Origin of the sequence: Bradyrhizobium brasilense, from assembly GCF_029714345.1 — a bacterium.
Classification (GTDB): domain Bacteria; phylum Pseudomonadota; class Alphaproteobacteria; order Rhizobiales; family Xanthobacteraceae; genus Bradyrhizobium; species Bradyrhizobium australafricanum.
Genome location: NZ_CP121669.1, coordinates 7,851,536 through 7,870,342 on the forward strand (window position 1 = coordinate 7,851,536; position 18,807 = coordinate 7,870,342).

The following is an 18,807-nucleotide window of genomic DNA, read 5'->3' on the forward strand; positions in this document are numbered from 1 at the left end:
TCGTAATCCCGACGGAAGGGCCCGGCGGCCGGGGCTTGGCGCCATCCGGCAGGCATGGAAACCGCGGTCAGGCTGCCCTACTCGGAACGTCCCGCCAGCTCAAAAATTCGCCGCGCCAGGAGAGTTTGGCCCGAGAGTTCGAAGGGCTCGTCACCTCTGTGGGCGCGCCACCGGCCGTCCCTCCATCCGAGCGCCAGCGCCTTGACCAAATCGAAGAAGCTGACCCGGCCTGATTTGACCCCCTGCTTGAGCGTGTCCGGCATGGTCGACCAGATCAGCTCACACTCGGCATCGCGCTCGATGCGTTCGATTGCCTCGACGGATCGGTCTTGATGGTTCCATATCTGGCTGGCGCGCATCGCCGGCCCGATCCTGTCGGTCCAGCGGAACGCGTGCTGCTCCCGTTCGGCGTATCCGTGGCGTGCGAGCCACTTCATCGCCGTCGCGTATCCGGGAGGAGGTTCGAACCAGTCGCGCTGGTCCGACAGGACGTCTCGGCTGTAGCCGCCGCAGGCGATGGCGACAAAGGACTGCACGATTTGCACGATACGCGGGTCGCCGTCGCCAATCGAAGCAGCGAGGAAATCCGGCATCTCTGCCGCATTCATCGAAAACACGGCCCTTGTCACGGCGTCGTCGGCTCCGACCGGCTCGACATGCATCACGCCGACGGCGAGCAGCGCCTGCTCGGCGGCCACCCAGTCGCTCGGGCAGGTGCGCGCGATGAAGCCGCCTTTCTGGCCGGCACCATCGCAGCCGGGTCCGGCAAAGAATGCGCAGAGGCTGGCCGCCAGATGACCGCACATACGCCCTTCGAGGCCTCCGATGTCTGTGACCTTGACCATGCCGGAACTGTACGACTGGCGACTTAAGCCGCCGTTAGCGCGATGCTTCCATGCGTCGCAGCGTGGCAAGCGCCGATATCGGGAAAATCGCGTCGTGCGGTCTCTGCTGCAACACTTCGATCATTGCCGAACTGTTTTCACGACATCGACATTTCGATCATCGCCGAACTCGGTTCGCCGAACGATCCACTATCTCTCGCGTTGCGGTTCGGCCGGCAGGACGGTTGGCGCGAATCATCTGGAGGCGAACATGAAACGTTCGGAAGTTTCGACCACGACGATGATCCTCACCCGACGATCGGCCATCGGCTCGTTCGCGATCATGGCGATCGCCGGCGTCTCGCCCTTCGCCGGATCGCAAGCTCGATCGGAGCACAGCAACGGAGGAATGCCAATGAAGCACTATGCGATGAGCACGAGAACCATCAGCGACGCGATCAACACGTCAGGCCTTCTGGTTGTGGCGCAATGGGAAGCCAAGGAGGGACAGGCCGACAAGGTGGCGGAAATCCTCGACGGCTTCCTGCCCGAGGCGCAGAAGGACCCCGGCACCAAGCTGTTCCTGATCGGCCGCGGCAAGGATAATCCGGCGCAATTCCTGTTCTACGAATTGTTCCAGGACGAAGCCGCGTTCAAGGCACACCAGGACAGCGCGGCTTTCAAGACCTACATCGCGGAGCAGGCGCTGCCGCTGCTCGCCAAGCGCGAGCGGTCGCAATACGCGCTGCTGTGAAGAAAAGCGCGGCGGGGAGGATACTAAAGCGTTTTCGAGCGAAGTGGACCCGGTTCGCGTGAAGAAAACGCGTCAAAACAAGAAGCGAGAGCTTCGGTTCTGATTCAATCAGAACCGAAGCTCGTACTTCCCGCCGGCGCGGGTCAGATCGACGCGCCGCTGTTGCCGAGCGTTGCGCGCAAGCCGGCCCGCTCGGGCGGCCTGCGCCAGAAGCCGACGATCGAGATCCGCGACAGCACCGCCGCCTCGAGGCTCTCGACCTGGGTTCGGAGCCGAAGCGCGCGTTTCTCGACGAGATGCCAGGACGCGACGGCGACGCCGAAGGCGAGCGGCAGGCTGATCAGGAGGTTCAGATACCAGTGCTGGACCGGCGGGCCGAACGTGGCGACGCATTGCTGGATGACGAAGCCGTAGAGATAAAGCCCGTAGGAGTAATCGCCTGACGAGACGATCCAGCTCCGCCGAGGGTTCATCACGCCGAGATAGCAGGCGACATAGGCGGCCGGCACGGGAGCCAGCGCGTCGCCGCGCCCGGTCGCCATGCCGGCGGCGCACAGCACCAGCGCCAGCAGGCACACCGTGCGGTTGAACGGCACCTTGTCGCGCCAGAGGTAGAAGCCGACGCCGGCAAGGAAGCAGAACACCAGAAGGTGCGGGCGAAGCTGGATCGGTACCTCGTCCCAGCGCCAGATGTCGTAGGCGATGAGCCCGATCTGGGTGATCACCATGAACCCCAGGAACGCCACCCGGTTGAAGCAGATCGTGAGCACGGCGAGCAGCGCCAGGATGACGTAGCACCACAGCTCATACGGCACGGTCCAGAGCTGGGCGTTCACCAGATCGGGCAGCGGATTGTGCAGGAATACGCCCGGCAGCTCGTAATGGATGTCGCCGACGATATTGAGAAAATAGGCGTGGAATTTCGGATCGGCGACATATTGCGCCAACGGCAGCTCGGTGAAGACCGATCCGATGATGATTGCCGATAGCGTGGTTTCGACCGCGAGCGCCGGTCCGATCCGCAGCACGCGCAGGCCGAGGAAGGAAATCAGGCTCTTGCACCGGAGCAGACTTGCGGTCACCAGGAAGCCGCTCAGGGCAAAGAACAGCGCAAGGATCATCGCGACGCCGATGCGCAGCGTGCTCTGGATTTCCAGCGCGCGGCCGAGCCCGAGCGTCACGTTCGTGCTGTGCAGGCCAATGATCGACGCCGCCAGCGCGATCCGCATGTAATCGAAACCCGCGGGCCGATTGCGCGAAAGCGCCAGCTGATCGGCCAGGCTGGGCATCGATGTGCTCCCGAAGACATGCATCTGCGGAAAATACCGAGCAACAGTCTAAGGCCGTGTAAATGGGTCGGCGCTGTAATTGCAGCGACGCGCGGCGGCGGCCACCGCGGCAAGCATCGGTTAAGGTTATCGACTGGCTAGGGCGATCCGTCGAATTGTACCAACCGGCCCTCGCGCGTTAGTGGCTCTGGGCGCACGCTCACGCATGTTGGCCTCGGGGCCATTAGCTGACGTGGTTCCTGATGCCGTGGAAGCAGGGCTTGTTATCGTCATTCGGCAACCGTTGATTTGATCGCGGCTCCACTGGGAGAAACCACCACGATGCACATCAAACCGATAGCCATCGCGCTGCTCGCGATCACCGCGCCGGGACAGGCGGATGCCGCCATGCTCACCGACGCCGAGGCGACGTTCCTCGACCAGCTCGCGACCGCAGCCGCGGTGCTCGAACAACGATGCACCGGATATGAGGCCAACGGTGCCGGCGGCGTTCAAACGGGCGCCAGACTTCTCGGCAGCCCCGACGCCGCGATGGCCATGATCAATGCGTTCGACGCGGCGATCAAGGCTCACGACGGCAATGACTACGATCCGCGCAAATTCCGCCCCGAGGTGTCCGAAGCGGCCGGCAAGACCTTCAAGCGAGTCCGGGCGGCGTTGATCAGAGACCCGGAAGGGGCCTGCGCCGCCTATGGCGATAGCGGCGCGGCGTCGGGGCTGCTCAGACGGTACTAAAGCGCGATGAGATTGGGTTGAATCGTCATCGCGCTTTAGCTCTTTGTTTGACCATGATCTTTTCGGAAAACCGCTTCGCACTTTTCCGGATCATGCTCTAGAACCGCGGGATATCCGGGAAGGCCAGCTTGCCGGCGTGGACATGCACGCGGCCGAGCTCTGCGCAGCGGTGCAGGGTCGGAAACACCTTGCCGGGGTTGAGCAGGCCCCCGGCATCGAAAGCGCATTTCAACCGCTGCTGCTGGTTGAGGTCGATCTCGGTGAACATGTCCGGCATCAGGTCGCGCTTCTCGATGCCGACGCCGTGCTCGCCGGTGAGCACGCCGCCGAGCTCGACGCAGCAGCGCAGGATGTCGGCGCCGAACGCCTCCGCCTTCTCGATCTCGCCCGGCTTGTTGGCATCGTAGAGGATCAAGGGGTGCAGATTGCCGTCGCCGGCGTGGAACACATTGGCGACGCCGAGGCCGTATTTCTCCGAGAGGTCGCGGATCCGCGCCAGGGCCTTCGGCAAGGCGCCGCGCGGGATGGTGCCGTCCATGCAGAGGTAGTCCGGCGAGATCCGCCCGACCGCCGGGAACGCCGCCTTGCGGCCGGCCCAGAACAGATTGCGCTCGGCCTCCGAGGTCGAGATCTGGCAGGAGGTCGAGCCGCAGCCTTGCGCGATCGCCTCGACCCGCTTGATCAGCTCGTCGACCTCGACCTGAGGGCCGTCGAGCTCGATGATCAACAGCGCCTCGACGTCGAGCGGATAGCCGGCGTGAACGAACGCCTCCGCGGCGTGGATCGCGGGCTTGTCCATCATCTCCATGCCGCCCGGGATGATGCCGGCGCCGATGATCCGCGCGACGCATTCGCCGGCCGCCTCGACCTCGGCGAAGCCGACCATCAGCGCACGCGCCGTCTCCGGCTTCTGCAGGATGCGCACCGTGATCTCGGTGATGACGCCGAGCAGCCCTTCCGAGCCGGTGATGATTCCCATCAGATCATAGCCGGCATTCTCGGCCGACTTGCCGCCGATGCGCAGGATCTCGCCACTCATCAGCACGATCTCGCAGCCGAGCACGTTGTTGGTGGTCATGCCGTATTTCAGGCAGTGCACGCCGCCGGAATTTTCCGCGACATTGCCGCCGATCGAGCAGGCGATCTGCGACGACGGATCGGGCGCGTAGTAGAAGCCGGCATGCGCGACCGCCTGGCTGATCGCGAGGTTGGTGACGCCGGGCTCGGTGACGACGACGCGGTTGTCGAAGTCGATCTCGCGAACCCGCTTGAACTTGCCGAGCCCGAGCAGCACGCCGTCGGCAAGCGGCAGCGCGCCGCCGGACAGCGAGGTGCCGGAGCCGCGCGGCACCACCTTGATGCCCTGGCCCTGGCAATATTTGAGCACCTTCGACACCTGCTCGGTGGTATCGGGCAGCACCACGACCATCGGCGGCTGCCGATAGGCGGTCAGGCCGTCGGATTCATAGGCGAGCATCTCGGCGGCGCTGTCGATCACGCCCTCGCCCGGGACGATTGCGCGCAAGGCGGCCACGATTTCGGCGCGGCGAGCGAGGACGGCCTGGTCGGCCGCCGGCATCATGATGGACATCGTTGTTCCCTCGGCTGGGCTTTTGCCCTTCGCCGATTTGTTACGACAAATCAATCACGTCTGCACCTGTTTCAGTGCACCGGCCGAAGGTCGGATTGCCCCACCCCGCAATGGCGAGTTCTCTCTCGGACAAGCGGGCGGCCGCGAAACCTGTCAAAGTTTCGTGGCTTGTCCTGTCCAAGCCGGACATGCCACAAACGATCACTACCTCCCGGGACGAAACGAAGAGAACCCTATGAACCTAAAGACCTTGAGCGCGCTGGCGGTCGTCACATCGCTGGCTTCCGCATCCTCCGCGCTGGCGCAGGATGCCGCCGCCGGCAAGACCTCGTTCAATAAATGCCTCGCCTGCCACGCAATCGGCGAAGGCGCCAAGAACAAGGTCGGCCCCGAGCTCAACGGCCTCGACGGCCGCCATTCCGGCTCCGCGCCGGACTACAATTATTCCGATGCCAACAAGAATTCCGGCATCACCTGGAACAAGGAAACCTTCCTCGAATACATCAAGGATCCGAAGGCCAAGATCCCCGGCACCAAGATGGCATTCGCCGGCATCAAGAACGAGAACGAGGCCAACAACCTCTGGGCCTATGTCTCCTCGTTCGACAAGGACGGCAAGCAGAAGTAATCGGCGGTATCGGTCGCGCCGTCCGCCCGGCGCCAATGCCGGGGCGGACGTTAGAACGGGGATGGCCTTTCTTCGAAACGCCATCCCCTTTCAGCGCGGCAAGAGATTGGTCTTGGCGAGATCGACCACCTCGTCGCCGCGGCCGCTCATCACCGCGCGCAGCACCCACAGGCTGAATCCCTTCACCTGCTCCAGCGTAATGGTCGGCGGCATCGACAGCTCCTGCGTCGCGGTCACGACGTCGAGCACCGCCGGGCCGTCATGCGCGAGCACGTCGCGGATCGCGCCCTCGAGCTCGCCGGGATCCTCCACCCTGACGCCGTGAATGCCCATCGCGCGGGCCATCGCCGCGAAATCCGGATTCTTCAGATCGACCCCGGTCTCGATGAAGCCGGCGGCCTTCATCTCCAGCGCGACGAAGCCGAGCACGCTGTTGTTGAAGATCACGACCTTCACCGGCAGCTTGGCCTGGGTCAGCGTGATCAAATCGCCCATCAGCATGGCGAAGCCGCCGTCACCGGACATCGACACCACCTGCCGTCCCGGCTGCGCCGCCTGCGCGCCGATCGCATGCGCCATCGCATTGGCCATCGAGCCATGGACCCAGGAGCCGACCAGACGGCGGCGGCCGTTCATTTTCAGATAACGCGCGGCCCAGATCGTCGGCGTGCCGACGTCGGCGGTGAACACCGCATCCTCGCTCGCCTGCTCGCTGAGCAGGCGCGCCAGATATTGCGGATGGATCGGCTTCTGGCCCGGCTTGCCGCGGGCGAGATCGTCGAGGCCGGCGCGGGCGTCCTTGTAATGCGCGAGGCTGGCATCGAGATGCTTGCGGTCGGTCTTCACATGGAGCTTCGGCAGCAGCGCGGCGATGGTCTCGCCGACGTCGCCGACGATGCCGAGATCGAGCTTGCAGCGGCGGCCGAGATTTTCGGGGCGGATATCGACCTGCGCGATGTTGATGCCGGTCGGGAAAAACTGCTTGTAGGGAAAATCGGTGCCCAGCATCAGCAGCACGTCGCAGCCGTGCATGGCGGCATAGCCGGAGGAAAAGCCGATGAAGCCGGTCATGCCGACGTCGTAGGGGTTGTCGTATTCGACATATTCCTTGCCGCCGAGCGCGTGCACGATCGGGCTCTTCAGCGTCTCGGCAAGCTTGATCAAGCCGTCATGCGCGCCGGCGCAGCCGCGGCCGCAGAATAGCGTGACGCGCCGCGCGCCATTGAGCAGCGCCGCCAGCGCATTCAACTCGGTGTCGGCCGGACGCACCACCGGCGCCGGCGGCAGCAGGCCGGCATTCGGTGCGATGTCGCGCTTCGGCGCCGTCCGCATCGCGACGTCGCCCGGCAGCACCAATACGGCGACACCGCGCTTGCCGACCGCGGCGCGGATCGCGTTCTCCAGCATGTAGGGCAGTTGCGCCGGATCCGACACCAGTTCGCAATAATGGCTGCATTCGCGAAACAGGTCCTGCGGATGGGTCTCCTGGAAATATCCGCCGCCGATTTCAGCGGAGGGGATCTGGGCCGCGATCGCCAGCACCGGCGTGCGGCTGCGATGCGCGTCGAACAGGCCGTTGATGAGATGCAGATTGCCCGGGCCGCAGGAGCCCGCGCACACCGCGAGCGCGCCCGTGATCTGGGATTCGGCGGCGGCGGCGAACGCGGCCACCTCCTCGTGACGCACATGCAGCCAATCGATCGTGCCGCGCTTGCGCAACGCCTCGGTCAGGCCGTTGAGGCTGTCGCCGACGACACCGTAGATGCGTTTGACGCCGGCCTGGGCAAGGGTTTCAGCGATGAGGTCGGCAATGTTGTCGATCCGCATGAGACGTGTCCTTTGCTGCAATCCGAAACCGCGTGGGCCGCATGATGTTCGGCGCCACGCGGCGGCGCAAGCCTTGCCGGATCACATTCGCGCGGCGCAAAGGCGCGGCAGCTATTGCGCCGTCACCGCGTCCCGCACCATCAGGCCGGCCATCGTCTCGATCTCGGACGCCACGAGATCGGGCACGACGTACTGCACCATGTGGCCTGTGCCCGGCAGCACGATCAGCTTCGCGTTCGGTGCCGATGCGGCGAGCGGCCGCGAGTGGATGCCGGTCGAGACCGTCTTGTCGACGTCGCCCGAAATGATCGACAGCGGCGCCCTGATCTCGGCATGGCGCGGGGCCTGTTCGACAACGGCCGCCTTCAGCGTGACGAGGTCGTGCGCATTGGCGATGAACTCGCGCGGACGCAGCAGGAGCAACGACTCGCTGTCGCGGACGAAATCGACCGGCACCGGCTGCGGCGCGAACACGCCGCGCGCAGCCGAAATGGCAATGAGGAGACCGAGCGGCAGCGTGATCGTGTGTGCTAGCAATGGCCCGATCAAAGGCGTCGAGATCACATCATTGTAGCGTCCGGCGCCGCCGCGCCACGGATAGGCGACAGGGGCGAGCAGCACGAGGCCGGCGACGCGGTCCGGATGATCCAGCGCAATGCGCAGGGCGAGCGCGCCGGCCCAGGAATGCGCCACCACGATCGCCCGCTCGACGCCGAGCCTGGTCAGCGCCTCCACGATCATCCGGCTCTGGATCGCGGGCGTCGAATCCGCGACGCGCGCGCGGGTGCTCCAGCCGTGACCCGGCCGATCGATCAGGATCACCCGGCGCGCTTTGGCAACGCGATCGCCGAGCGGCTGCATCGCGCGGAGATTGGAGCTTGCACCATGCAGCATCACGACCGGCGGCCCGACCGCGTCGCGCGGGCCGAGTTCGACCACATGCAGCCGCGCCCCGGCCACATCGATCATTCGCCCCTGAGGCGGGAAGGCGCGCTGGATCAGTTGGACGCCGAACTGTGTCGCCAAGGCCAGCGCCAGCCCGGCTACCGCCAGCACGACGATCAAAGCGAGCATCAAGACGATCCGGATAATCCTGCGCACCGAGGAGCTACGGTGGAGGTACGAGCCGGTTTCGATGCTATCCCGCTTTGCAGCCGCAAGTCCAATGTCGGCCGAGCCGATATTGCCTCAGCGCGACAACGGAGCCAGCGCCCCTACGAGACGGGTTTCGATTCCCGACGTCTTGGGGGCCGTGGCGGCGGTGGCGGAGGCGTCGTGGGCTGCAACGTCACGATCACGGGATTGGGCTTGTGATCGAGCGCCGCCCCGGTCGCAGCGTCGACTCCCATGCCGACAATGCCGCCAAGCAATATATTTCCGGCGAAACCTGCTCCGCCGGATCCGCTGATGTCCTTGGTCAGCGGAATGATCTGCGATTGATAGCCTTCCTTGCTGATCGTGACGACAATATCCGCGTTGCGCTTGGCCTGAATCGCGCACGGCGTGACGCAGGCGGTCGGTATCTCCAATCCTGCGATGTCGGCTGTCGCGCCTGCGGGTGTTGATGCGATTGAGATGGTCTCAGTTGTACCGCGTGTCACTGACGCGCAGCCGCCTAATGCGACGCAAAGCGACGCAGCAAAAATCGATTTCATAAAATTGTCTTCCCCCCAGCCAGCCGCGTTGTGTCGCAACTTGTGGGCGACGGCAATCAACTTTTAACCTAATGGTAGGGCCTGGTTGGGCTTCGAGGGCCCTTTTGTCGTGGTCATGAACCAGTTGGGCGTGTCAGGCTCGCGCCCGGCGCGGAGTTGTCCACAATGCGCCCAGCCTGTGGATAGCGGGTTCATACCTGCGTCATTAGTCATTTCATAGATTGGCGGTGGCAATTTCGCCATCAGACGCGAGGCTTCATCGAAACCGGGACGCCACTGGAACGCTTCCTGGTTTGTACACAGTATCCACAGGAACCGGCGTCCGCATGACGAGTTCAACGGGAAATAATCGGAGGAGTACCATGATTTCCGACCCTAGCGATGCGGCCATCGATCAGATCGTGGCGAGTTGCAATGGCGACCTGCGCGGCGCGCTGAAGGCACTGTTGCTGGTGAATGAGCACCTGGAGGCGGAGCTTCAGCAATTCTATGCTGCCGTAGCCCAGGACACCGCGTCCCGCGGCAAGTTCTTGCACTAGCCTCCTGCGCCGGACCGTACCGCGAGCAAGCATCAAGCTCGCGAGCAACGTGCCCATTCGCGGCCATCGCCCCACGATCGCGATCAATCGCACGCAATCAGATATCGCGGCCTTCGACCTTTTCGGTCAGCTGCTTGACGATCTGCGGCACCTTCTCGAGGTAGGGATCGACAGCCAACGCCTTGCGGAAGGCGTCGAGCGCACGCTTGTCGTCGCCCATGTCCTGCATGATCATGCCGACGCCCGCCAGCGCGCCGAAATGGCGGGGTTCACGGGTCAGCACCTGCTGCAGGTCTCCCAGCGAACGAACGTAATCGTTCTTCAAATAGTAGATCGTCGCACGCCGGTTCCAGGCCTCGACATAGTCGGGGCGGAGCTTGATCACCGCGTCCAGCAGCTTCAGCGCGACATCGACATTCTGGGCGTCGATCGCCGCCTTGGCGCGCACCATCAACAGCGCCGCGGTATCGCTCGGGGTTTGCAGCCACAGCGCCCAGATCCGCGCCTCGACATGGCGGGCACTGTCCTCGTCGGGCGCGGCCTTCAGCGCGCCGAACAGGAAATCCAGCCCGCGGGTCCGGTCGGCCGGCACCTTCGGCAGCTTGGTCGGAGCTTCAGGCAGTTTTTTCTGGGCCCTGGGCGGCGGGACCACCCGCGGATCGTCCTGCGCGACGGCCGCAACGGGCATGGCCAGAAGCGCGGCGATCAGGATCGCCAGCCGGCGGTTGGTGGGCCCCAGGAACTTGAATCCGAGCTTTAATCCCATGGCCGAAGTCTAGACGCACAACGCCGCACTGCAAAGCAGCGCGGCGTCAAACACCTGTGAAGGAAGGATCGGAATCGGCCGGCGATCCGGGCGGGATCAGCCTTGCCGATCAGACTTGGCGTATCAACCCTGGCGCGCCTTGAAGCGGCGCTGGACCTTGTTGATCACGTAGACGCGGCCCTTGCGGCGAACCAGACGGTTGTTGCGATGGCGGCCGCGCAGCGACTTGAGCGAGTTACGGACCTTCATGGGACAATCCTGTTACTTCGAAAGGCCCGTGTTGGAGGCCGTACCTGATCAATGCCAATATTTGGCAAAATGGGATTTATCCCGACAAGCGGCCTGCCGCCCGGGACGGCCGGGTTCTAAGCCATCGGACCGTTAAATGTCAACCGAGATGGGCCGATTTTCGGGCCTGCCTTGGTCCGGAACCCGCGCCGGGTACCGCGCCACGCCATTGAGATCGCTTCGGAAACGGCGACGGCCACAATTATCCGAACCAACGAGGCGACCCGCCGTCGCCCTTTGACGATGGCGCCACGGCCGCCGAATCGAGTTTTCGTCCTCCTCGCGCCCGCCCCCGACCGAACCGGACCTCGCGCCGGGCCGAGCTCGGCGCGCGGCCAGAATCCTTCAACGCCACGGCGCTTGCGAAAATCGTTATATTATATAATTATTTTCCATCACCAATGAACACGCCGCCGGGGAAACCGAATGCCCAAGCTCAAACTGCCCGACATCGAAAAGGTCACCGCGATCGACATCCACACCCATGCCGAGGAGCCGTGCGGCATGCATGGCGACGACGGCTATGACGACTTCCAGGCGCAGATGGCCGACTACTTCAAGTCGCCGCACAAGCATCCGCCGACCGTGCCGGAGACCGCGGCCTACTACCGCGCCAAGAACATCGCCGCGGTGATCTTTCCGGTCGACGCCGAGCGCGAGACCGGCTTCCGCCGCTACAACAATTACGAAATGCTCGAGGTCGCCTCCGATCATCTCGACGTGTTGATCCCGTTCGTCTCGATCGACCCGCACAAGGGCAAGCTCGGCGTCCGCGAGGCGCGCAAGCTGATCGAGGAATACGGCGTCCGCGGCTTCAAATTCCACCCGACCATGCAGGGCTTCTACGCCAACGACCGCATGGCCTATCCGCTCTATGAAGCCATCAACGACGGCGGCGCGATCGCGCTGTTCCACACCGGCCAGACCGGCGTCGGCTCCGGCATGCCGGGCGGCATGGGGATGCGGCTGAAATATTCCAACCCGATGTACATGGACGACGTCGCGGCCGATTTCCCCGACCTCAAGATCATCCTCGCGCATCCCTCCTTCCCCTGGCAGGAAGAGGCGCTGTCGGTCGCGACCCACAAGCCGAACGTCTATATCGACCTGTCCGGCTGGTCGCCGAAATACTTCCCGCCGATCCTGGTCCGCTACATCAACTCGATCCTGCAGGACAAGATGCTGTTCGGCTCCGACTGGCCGGTGATCACGCCGGACCGCTGGCTCGCCGACTTCGCCAAGCTCGACATCCGCGAGGAGATCCGGCCGAAGGTCCTGAAGGCCAACGCGCGGAAGATTTTGGGGATCTAGAGCATGATCCGGAAAAGTGCGAAGCGGTTTTCCGGAAAGATCATGCTCAAACAAGGAAATGAGATCATGATGCGATTCCGTCGAAGCGCATCATGATCTAAGGGAGTATTGTCGGCGGCAAGCTTCGGAGGTGGTTCATGACGAGCTTCACCGGACTTGCCACCCTCTCCGCACTCCTGATCGGAAGCGCAGGACTCTGCTGCGCGGCACGCAGCGGGCAGCCGCCCGCGTTCGTCGAATTCGAGAGCCCGCTTGCAAGTGCGCAGCCACTGCAAGGCTATCTGCGAACACCCGATGGACCGGGCCCCTCGCCCGCCGTGGTGCTGCTGCACGGCTGCAGCGGCTTCTTCAAGCAACTCGACGAGCGCTGGGGCAAGCGGCTGGCGGCCTGGGGCTATGTCACGCTCACGGTCGACCGGTTCGGGCCGCGCGGCATCACCAGCGCCTGCACGGGCGGCGCGCCGGCCGCAACCGTCCATGACGCCTATCGTGCGCTGAGCTATCTCGCGCGGCAATCGGCGGTCGATCCGGATCGCGTCGCAGTTGTCGGGTTCTCGCAAGGCGCCTGGCTCGCCCTGCTCTCGGTCGAGCGTGGCGCGATCGAACATAACGCGGCAGAGAAATTCCGCGCGGCCGTCGCGTTCTACCCGCCCTGCGTCAGCATCAAGGGCGACATGACGGTGCCGACGCTGATCATGGTCGGCGAGCTCGACGACTGGACGCCGGCCAAGGAGTGCCGGACCCTGGCCGAAGGCCGCGACGACTACGGCATTTCCCGGCAGAATCGTGCGGGACATCCGATCGAGCTGATCGTCTATCCCGGCGCCTATCACGGTTTCGACGTGCAGCATTACAGCACGCCGGTGCAGATGCTCGGTCATCACCTCGAATTCAACGAGGTAGCCAGGGATCAATCCATCGACGCACTCAGGAAATTCCTGTATGCGACAATCGGCGGGCAAGAGAGATCACAATGACCATCAAGGCAATCGTCTTCGACGCCTACGGCACACTCTACGACGTCCAGTCGGTGGCCGACGTCACCGAGGATGCGTTCCCCGGCTACGGCGACATCATCACGCAGATCTGGCGCATCAAGCAGCTCGAATACTCCTGGCTGCGTTCGCTGATGCGGCGCTACCAGGATTTCGCCGGCGTAACTCGTGACTCTCTCGCCTACACGCTGCGCTGCCTCGGCCTGCAATATGATGCGGCGACCTTCGCCCGCATCATCGACAAATATCAGCATCTGGCGCTGTATCCGGATGCGGTCGCCGCGCTCGAGGCGATGAAGGACAAGAAGCTCGCGATCCTCTCCAACGGCAGCCCTGACATGCTGAATGCGCTGGTGCGCAACTCAGGCCTCGACCGCGTGCTCGATGCGACCATCAGCGTCGATGCCCACAAGGTGTTCAAGCCGGCGCCGGAGGCCTACACGCTGATCGAGGAGGTGCTGAAAGTACCGCCGGCGGAGGTGCTGTTCATTTCCTCCAATCCGTGGGACGCCTGCGGTGCCAAGTCGTTCGGCCTCAACGTCGCATGGATCGAGCGGGTGACGCCGGAAGCGATGGCGCTGGCCTGCGTCGAAAGCGAGACGGTCGCGCCATTGACGATGTTCAAGGCGCTGCGTACCCAGATGGACGAGCTCGGCGTCGTGCCCGATCACCGGATCCACGGTCTCTCCGAACTTCCCGCCCTGGTGTCTGCAAGGTCCTGAACATTATGAGTCTCGACTCCGTCCGCGCCTTCTTCGCCGAGAAGGCGCCCGAAATCTCCGTGATCGAATCCACCACGAGCTCCGCGACCGTCGTGCTGGCGGCGGAGGCCTATGGCGTCGAGCCGGCGCGGATCGCCAAGACGTTGAGCCTGCGGGTCGGCGACCGCGTGGTGCTGATCGTCGCCGCCGGGACGTCGCGGATGGACAACAAGAAGGTCAAGGCGGCGTTCGGCGGCAAGCCGAAAATGCTCGGCCTCGACGAGGTCGCCGACATCACCGGTCACGAGGTCGGCGGCGTCTGCCCGTTCGGGCTGAAGACGCCGCTGCCAGTCTATTGCGACTTATCGCTGAAGGCGTTCGATGTCGTGGTGCCGGCGGCAGGCTCGACCCACAGCGCGGTCCGCATCACGCCCGACAGGATGGCGGAGCTGACCGCGGCCGAATGGGTCGACGTCTGCGAAGTCAGACCTGGGGATTAGTCCTCATCGTCGAACGGCGGCCGCGATGGCGCCGGCTGCATCGGCTGTGGTGCGCGCGGCCGCTGCTGCATCTGCGGCTGCTGCGGCGCGCGGCCCTGCGCTTGCGGCTGCTGGGCCCGGCCCTGCGTCTGCGACTGTTGCGCGTTCGATTCGAACACGGCACGACAACTGCTGGAAAGTTGCGGCGTGTTCTGCCGCAGGCAAGCCACGATGCGCTGCACGTCGGGCACCTGGTCGCTGCAGAGCCGCCACACGTCCGGTGTGCACGCCATCTGCTGTTCCCAGGTTCCCCGATACTCCTCGGCGACGGCGGCCGTTGCCGTGACAGCTCCGCCGATCGCTATGGCAAGGCTCAGGACGATCCGCTGCGATCGCATGTCGGGCTCCTGCTGTTCCAGATACTGGCCCGCGCGCGCAGGTTCCCGCGCCGCGATTTGCTCCAAAGCTGCCCAATGAATGCGGCCAAGGATCGTTCGCGCGGACAACTAAAAGTGAAGAGAGTTTGTCCCGGGAGTTCCCTATTCGACCTTGCCGATCTTCTTCACCGCCGCGATCAACCGCGCGCTGTCGTCTGCAACAAATTTTGAGAACGCCGGCGCGTCCATATAGGCGACCGGACTGCCCGCAGTCTCGAAGGTCTTGATCACCTCCGGCGCCTTCACGGCATCAGCCATCGCCGCGCCCAGCCGCTCCATGATCGGCGCCGGCAGCGCTGATTGCGCGAACAGTCCCGCCCAGATGTAGAACTCGACGTCCTTGTAGCCGAGTTCCTTGAAGGTCGGCAGATCGGGGAAGCTCGCGATCCGCTCGGCGCCCCAATTGGCGAGCACGCGCATCTTGCCGTCCTCGACCTGCTGCTTGAGCGTGCCCGGCGCCGACGCCAATGCCTGCACGGTGCCGGAAAGCAGTGCGGTGAGCGCCGGGCCTGCGCCGCGGAACGGCACATGCAGCAGCTTGATTCCTGCGCTCGCCGCGAACATCTCCATCGCGACATGCAGCGTGCCGTACGGACCGGACGAGCCGTAGGGGATCTGTCCCGGGCGTTTCTTCGCGTCGTCGACGAATTCCTGCAGCGTCTTCCACGGCGCCGAGGCCGGCACCGCCAGCAGCGTCGGGTCGGCGAGCACGCGCGCGATCGGCGCGAACTGCGACACCTCGTAGGCAACCGGACGATCGAACAGCCGGTCGGCCTCCGGCAGCACCGCGAGCGAGGACAGCGTCATCAGCAGCGTATAGCCGTCGGGCTCGGCGCGCGCCGCCTGCGCATTGCCGATCGATCCGCCTGCTCCGCCGGCGCGATTGTCGACGATGACGGGCTTGCCGAGGATGCGCTCCAGCGCGAGCGCCACCGGCCGCGCCGCAAGGTCGGCCTGGCCACCGGCCGGAAACGGCACGATCATCGTGATGTTGCGGTTGGGATAGGCGGCTTGCGCAAACGCGGAGTTGGCGAGCGCAGCCTGCGCAAGCGGCAATGCGGCAGCGACGCGCAGGAGTTCGCGACGGTTCATCGAGAGTTTCTCCCCAATCATCTTTTTTGGCGATCGCAACCGATCGCGATGCCGCGGTCAGAGCCGCGGCTTGGTCGTATCGTGCAGGAGCGGAGCGCTGATCTCAAGCGTCCCGCGCGTCGCACCTGACGCCGACTGACCGATGGGGAAGATCGAGCCTGGTCGGGCCGAGTGCATGCTGAGATTCGATCGAATAACGACGGCGCTGTGCTCCCTCTCCCCGTTCTTACGGGAGAGGGTTGGGGTGAGGGGCCGCCTCCGCGTAAACGGCGACAGTTGGACTTGTGGAGGCTCCCCCTCACCCGGAACGCATCTGACGATGCGTCATAGCCGAAGCTCCGCTTCGGCGTTCTTGAGAACGGCCGCCAAAGGCGGCCTATACCTCTCCCCGCACGCGGGGCGAGGTAAAGCTGAATCCGCTGCGCGATGTGATGTAAGTCATCTTGCTCTAACGCTTGCGCGCCGCCCTGCGGGTCTTTCCGACCGACCGCTTGCTGGCCGCGCCGCGCTTGGTCGCGGTCTTCTTGCTGGCGGCCGCGCGTCGGACCGGAGCAGCCGCGGCCGGCCGCTTGCGCGCCACCGCCTTCTTCGGCGCCTTCCTGGCCGTTTCCCTCGCAGCTTTCTTGGCGGCCTTCTTCGCTGCTTGCGGACGCGCGCGTCGCGCGGTTGTCGCGCCGCGGCGCCGCGTGCTGCTGCCTCCGATCGGAACGAGGTGGTCGTCGGCATCCAGTGTGAGTTGCTGGAGCGGAAACGCCGGCAGGAAGCGCGGGTCGTTGTAGAGCTTGCTCAAACTGTCCTGATCGAACTTGCCGCCCTGCCCGCGGTCCTCGCCCGCGCCGGCGCGCCAGGCCGCTTCCCAGACCCGGGCCAGGGTCTTGGCACCATCCTGCATGCAGGCCGCGGTGGCATCCTTCAGCTTCGACCACAGCGCCTCGACCTGGCCGTTGCCCATGTGGGAGTTGAACAGGTTGACGATGGTCATCGGCGGCAGCCGCTTCACGGTCCGCTGCATCAGCGCGACCACGGCAACCGCGGCGTCGCGGCCGGTCGGGGTGCCGCCCGGGACGATCTCCGCGACGTCGCTGGTCCTGGCGTCAGGGATCATCTTGATGAGATCCTTGCCGTGGCGGCCGATCATCGTGGTCTCGTACACGCTGTGCACCTTGGCATGCGCCTTGTCGTTCGGATCGAGGCCATGGTGGAATTGCGAGATATGCAGCGGCTGGCAGGCATCGCCGATGTAATGTGCGACGATGCCCGCGGCGCAGACGAATTCCAACTTCTTGTTGGCGGCGGCATACTCGACCATCTCGTCGAAAATCTGCCAGACCCGGAACGGCAATGCACCGCGCCGGTCCTCGCCGATCCCTTCGTAATAGTCGTTCCAGACCTTCGGATCGACGTTGCGCGTCGACTCCGCGCAAAGATCGAGCAGCGTCTTGCCGTCCCTGCCGGGCTTGTCCATGTCGGCGAAATGGTTGCTTTCGTCGGTGTGCCGGGTGAAGCGCCACACCAGGTCGGCGACATCGGCCAGCGGCGAGAATGTGCCTCGCTGATGCGGCTTGAGGTCGACGAGCAGCTTGTCGTCGAGGCCGATATTGTCGGAATTGGCGTCCATCATGGTGGCGAGCTTGGGCAACTTCGCATCGATCAGACCGGTCGCGTAGGCGCCGATCTTGACGTGGCCCCATTCGCCCCAATACTCGGTGTGACCGGCGTTCCAGTCGCCGATCAACTCGACATCGAGCTCGCGGCACAGCGTCGCCATGCAGATGCCGAGCGCAACCTGCATCGGGACCTTGCCGCTCGATCCGAACAATTCCTGGCCGCCCCATTCGAGCGCCAGGGGACTGAGGATCCGCGCGCCGCTGGCGTTCTTCTTGGCGTCCGGATCGTCGACAAACCAGACCGTGCCGGAGTCGCCCGGATAATTGTTGAGCGGCGTGTCGCCGTCGCGCGGGCCGATCACGAAATCGCTGACATATTCCACGCCGCCGACGGTCTTGTAGCGATAGAACAGGCCGAGGATCTTGCCCTTCATCAATCCGCTGGTCGCACCGAACGCGATCAGCGGCTGGTTGATGATGTCGAGACGGAAGGTGCCGACATTGAGGTCGACGACGTCGCCGACCTGGCCGACGCCGTAAACCTGTGCGGTCCAGCCCTTGACGTCATCGACGCGGATCAGGCCGGCATCGAGATTGGCCACGACGCGCGAGCCGGGCCAGCCGGGATAGACCTCGCTGAAGGCGCGCTTGCCGAGTTGCAGCGCATCGCTGACGCCGAGGCGGCGGTCGGTGTTCTTGAAGCCGGCGAAGATCTCGCGGCCGGCTGCGCCGACCACGTGACGATTGGAGAGCGCAAACACCGTCTCGCCATTGGTGACGAGACAGCCGATCGAGCCACGGTGGATCTTGCCCTGGATCATGGTCTGCACCGGAAAGCCGCCGCCGACCAGATCGCTCTTGAACACCGGCGGATCGACGGTGCCGGGGCTACCCTCGTTCGGATCCACCTTGACGACGCAGGTGGGCACGACGCGACCGTCGGGCAGATAGAGGAACGGAGGCACCAGCTGGTCCTGCTTCTCCGGATGGTTCTTCAGCTCGGAGCGCTTCATCCAGTCGCGGACGAAGACGAGGATGCAGGGCCACGACCAGTCCTTGACCGACGAATTGAACAGCGTGCGCGGTCCGAGCGCCTGCGGCTTGGAGTGGGCCTTTCTTTCCGTCGCGTTGCGGTCGTTGTCCCGGATCAGATAGCGGCCGATCGCCGTGGCGTAGACCGATTGCAGATGGGCCAGATGCACGTGATAGGCCTCGCGGGCATCGAGCAGATCCTTCACCGACAATGACGTGAAATCGTGCTTGGTCAGATCAATCATCTGGTTCCTCCG

Annotated in this window: 19 protein-coding genes; 8 read left to right on the top strand and 11 right to left on the bottom strand. The window is 64.5% G+C overall.

The annotated features are described in order from the left end of the window. Positions 1-77: 77 nt before the first annotated feature. Entirely contained in the window at positions 78-914 is an 837-nt protein-coding gene (locus QA635_RS36250; protein ID WP_283064640.1) for a hypothetical protein, read from the bottom strand. Positions 915-1,095: 181 nt separating this feature from the next. Between QA635_RS36250 and QA635_RS36255 the strand changes: the two genes are divergently transcribed. Continuing rightward, entirely contained in the window at positions 1,096-1,578 is a 483-nt protein-coding gene (locus tag QA635_RS36255; protein WP_283064642.1) for a putative quinol monooxygenase, read from the top strand. Positions 1,579-1,721: 143 nt separating this feature from the next. On the opposite strand, the gene QA635_RS36260 is transcribed toward QA635_RS36255, so the two are convergent. Then, on the bottom strand, positions 1,722-2,867 hold the full coding sequence (locus QA635_RS36260) for an acyltransferase family protein (protein WP_283064644.1): 1,146 nt from the start codon (positions 2,865-2,867) through the stop codon (positions 1,722-1,724). A gap of 321 nt (positions 2,868-3,188) precedes the next feature. Here QA635_RS36260 and QA635_RS36265 point away from each other — a divergent pair, with 321 nt between their 5' ends. Beyond that, entirely contained in the window at positions 3,189-3,602 is a 414-nt protein-coding gene (locus QA635_RS36265) for a hypothetical protein (protein ID WP_283064646.1), read from the top strand. Between the two features lie 97 nt (positions 3,603-3,699). Here QA635_RS36265 and QA635_RS36270 read toward each other — a convergent pair whose 3' ends face one another. Next, positions 3,700-5,193 (bottom strand): FAD-linked oxidase C-terminal domain-containing protein, encoded by a 1,494-nt coding sequence (locus QA635_RS36270; protein ID WP_283064648.1) that lies wholly within the window; start codon positions 5,191-5,193, stop codon positions 3,700-3,702. 235 nt (positions 5,194-5,428) lie between these two features. Between QA635_RS36270 and cycA the strand changes: the two genes are divergently transcribed. Next, positions 5,429-5,821, top strand: a complete 393-nt coding sequence (gene cycA, locus QA635_RS36275; protein WP_018269764.1) for a cytochrome c-550 CycA — start codon at positions 5,429-5,431, stop codon at positions 5,819-5,821. A gap of 90 nt (positions 5,822-5,911) precedes the next feature. On the opposite strand, the gene poxB is transcribed toward cycA, so the two are convergent. From poxB to QA635_RS36290, 3 genes are all read right to left on the bottom strand, one after another. Next, the gene (gene poxB / locus QA635_RS36280; protein ID WP_283064650.1) at positions 5,912-7,648 is read right to left on the bottom strand and encodes a ubiquinone-dependent pyruvate dehydrogenase; all 1,737 of its coding nucleotides are present in this window, start codon (positions 7,646-7,648) and stop codon (positions 5,912-5,914) included. 111 nt (positions 7,649-7,759) lie between these two features. Further along, positions 7,760-8,722, bottom strand: coding sequence for an alpha/beta fold hydrolase (locus tag QA635_RS36285; protein ID WP_283064652.1), 963 nt, complete (start codon positions 8,720-8,722; stop codon positions 7,760-7,762). A gap of 140 nt (positions 8,723-8,862) precedes the next feature. Further along, entirely contained in the window at positions 8,863-9,303 is a 441-nt protein-coding gene (locus QA635_RS36290) for a PEGA domain-containing protein (RefSeq protein ID WP_283064654.1), read from the bottom strand. Positions 9,304-9,665: 362 nt separating this feature from the next. On the opposite strand from QA635_RS36290, the gene QA635_RS36295 reads away from it, so the two are divergent. Then, positions 9,666-9,842, top strand: coding sequence for a hypothetical protein (locus QA635_RS36295; protein ID WP_018269760.1), 177 nt, complete (start codon positions 9,666-9,668; stop codon positions 9,840-9,842). 97 nt (positions 9,843-9,939) lie between these two features. Here the strand turns inward: QA635_RS36295 and QA635_RS36300 are convergent, their stop codons facing one another. Continuing rightward, positions 9,940-10,608 (bottom strand): tetratricopeptide repeat protein, encoded by a 669-nt coding sequence (locus tag QA635_RS36300; protein ID WP_225162236.1) that lies wholly within the window; start codon positions 10,606-10,608, stop codon positions 9,940-9,942. 123 nt (positions 10,609-10,731) lie between these two features. Next, positions 10,732-10,857 carry a type B 50S ribosomal protein L36 gene (gene ykgO, locus QA635_RS36305; RefSeq protein ID WP_002718645.1) on the bottom strand — a complete coding sequence of 42 codons (126 nt, stop codon included), beginning with the start codon at positions 10,855-10,857 and terminating at the stop codon, positions 10,732-10,734. 465 nt (positions 10,858-11,322) lie between these two features. Between ykgO and QA635_RS36310 the strand changes: the two genes are divergently transcribed. The 4 genes from QA635_RS36310 to QA635_RS36325 all read left to right on the top strand — a co-directional run bounded on the left by QA635_RS36310 (position 11,323) and on the right by QA635_RS36325 (position 14,403). Next, positions 11,323-12,207, top strand: coding sequence for an amidohydrolase family protein (locus tag QA635_RS36310; protein WP_028333003.1), 885 nt, complete (start codon positions 11,323-11,325; stop codon positions 12,205-12,207). Positions 12,208-12,344: 137 nt separating this feature from the next. Further along, on the top strand, positions 12,345-13,184 hold the full coding sequence (locus QA635_RS36315) for a dienelactone hydrolase family protein (protein ID WP_283064658.1): 840 nt from the start codon (positions 12,345-12,347) through the stop codon (positions 13,182-13,184). Next, positions 13,181-13,924, top strand: a complete 744-nt coding sequence (locus QA635_RS36320; protein WP_283064660.1) for a haloacid dehalogenase type II — start codon at positions 13,181-13,183, stop codon at positions 13,922-13,924. Before QA635_RS36315 ends, QA635_RS36320 begins: the two co-directional genes overlap by 4 nt. A 5-nt stretch (positions 13,925-13,929) precedes the next feature. After that, complete coding sequence (locus tag QA635_RS36325) at positions 13,930-14,403, top strand: YbaK/EbsC family protein (protein WP_283064662.1); 474 nt, start codon at positions 13,930-13,932, stop codon at positions 14,401-14,403. Here QA635_RS36325 and QA635_RS36330 read toward each other — a convergent pair. The 3 genes from QA635_RS36330 to QA635_RS36340 form a co-directional block, all read right to left on the bottom strand. Next, positions 14,400-14,780, bottom strand: a complete 381-nt coding sequence (locus QA635_RS36330; protein ID WP_283064664.1) for a hypothetical protein — start codon at positions 14,778-14,780, stop codon at positions 14,400-14,402. The two genes, QA635_RS36325 and QA635_RS36330, sit on opposite strands and share 4 nt — an antisense overlap. 141 nt (positions 14,781-14,921) lie before the next feature. Then, positions 14,922-15,911 (bottom strand): tripartite tricarboxylate transporter substrate binding protein, encoded by a 990-nt coding sequence (locus QA635_RS36335; protein WP_283064666.1) that lies wholly within the window; start codon positions 15,909-15,911, stop codon positions 14,922-14,924. Between the two features lie 448 nt (positions 15,912-16,359). Next, the gene (locus QA635_RS36340; protein ID WP_283064668.1) at positions 16,360-18,795 is read right to left on the bottom strand and encodes a Nal1-like putative serine protease; all 2,436 of its coding nucleotides are present in this window, start codon (positions 18,793-18,795) and stop codon (positions 16,360-16,362) included. Between the last annotated feature and the right edge of the window lie 12 nt (positions 18,796-18,807).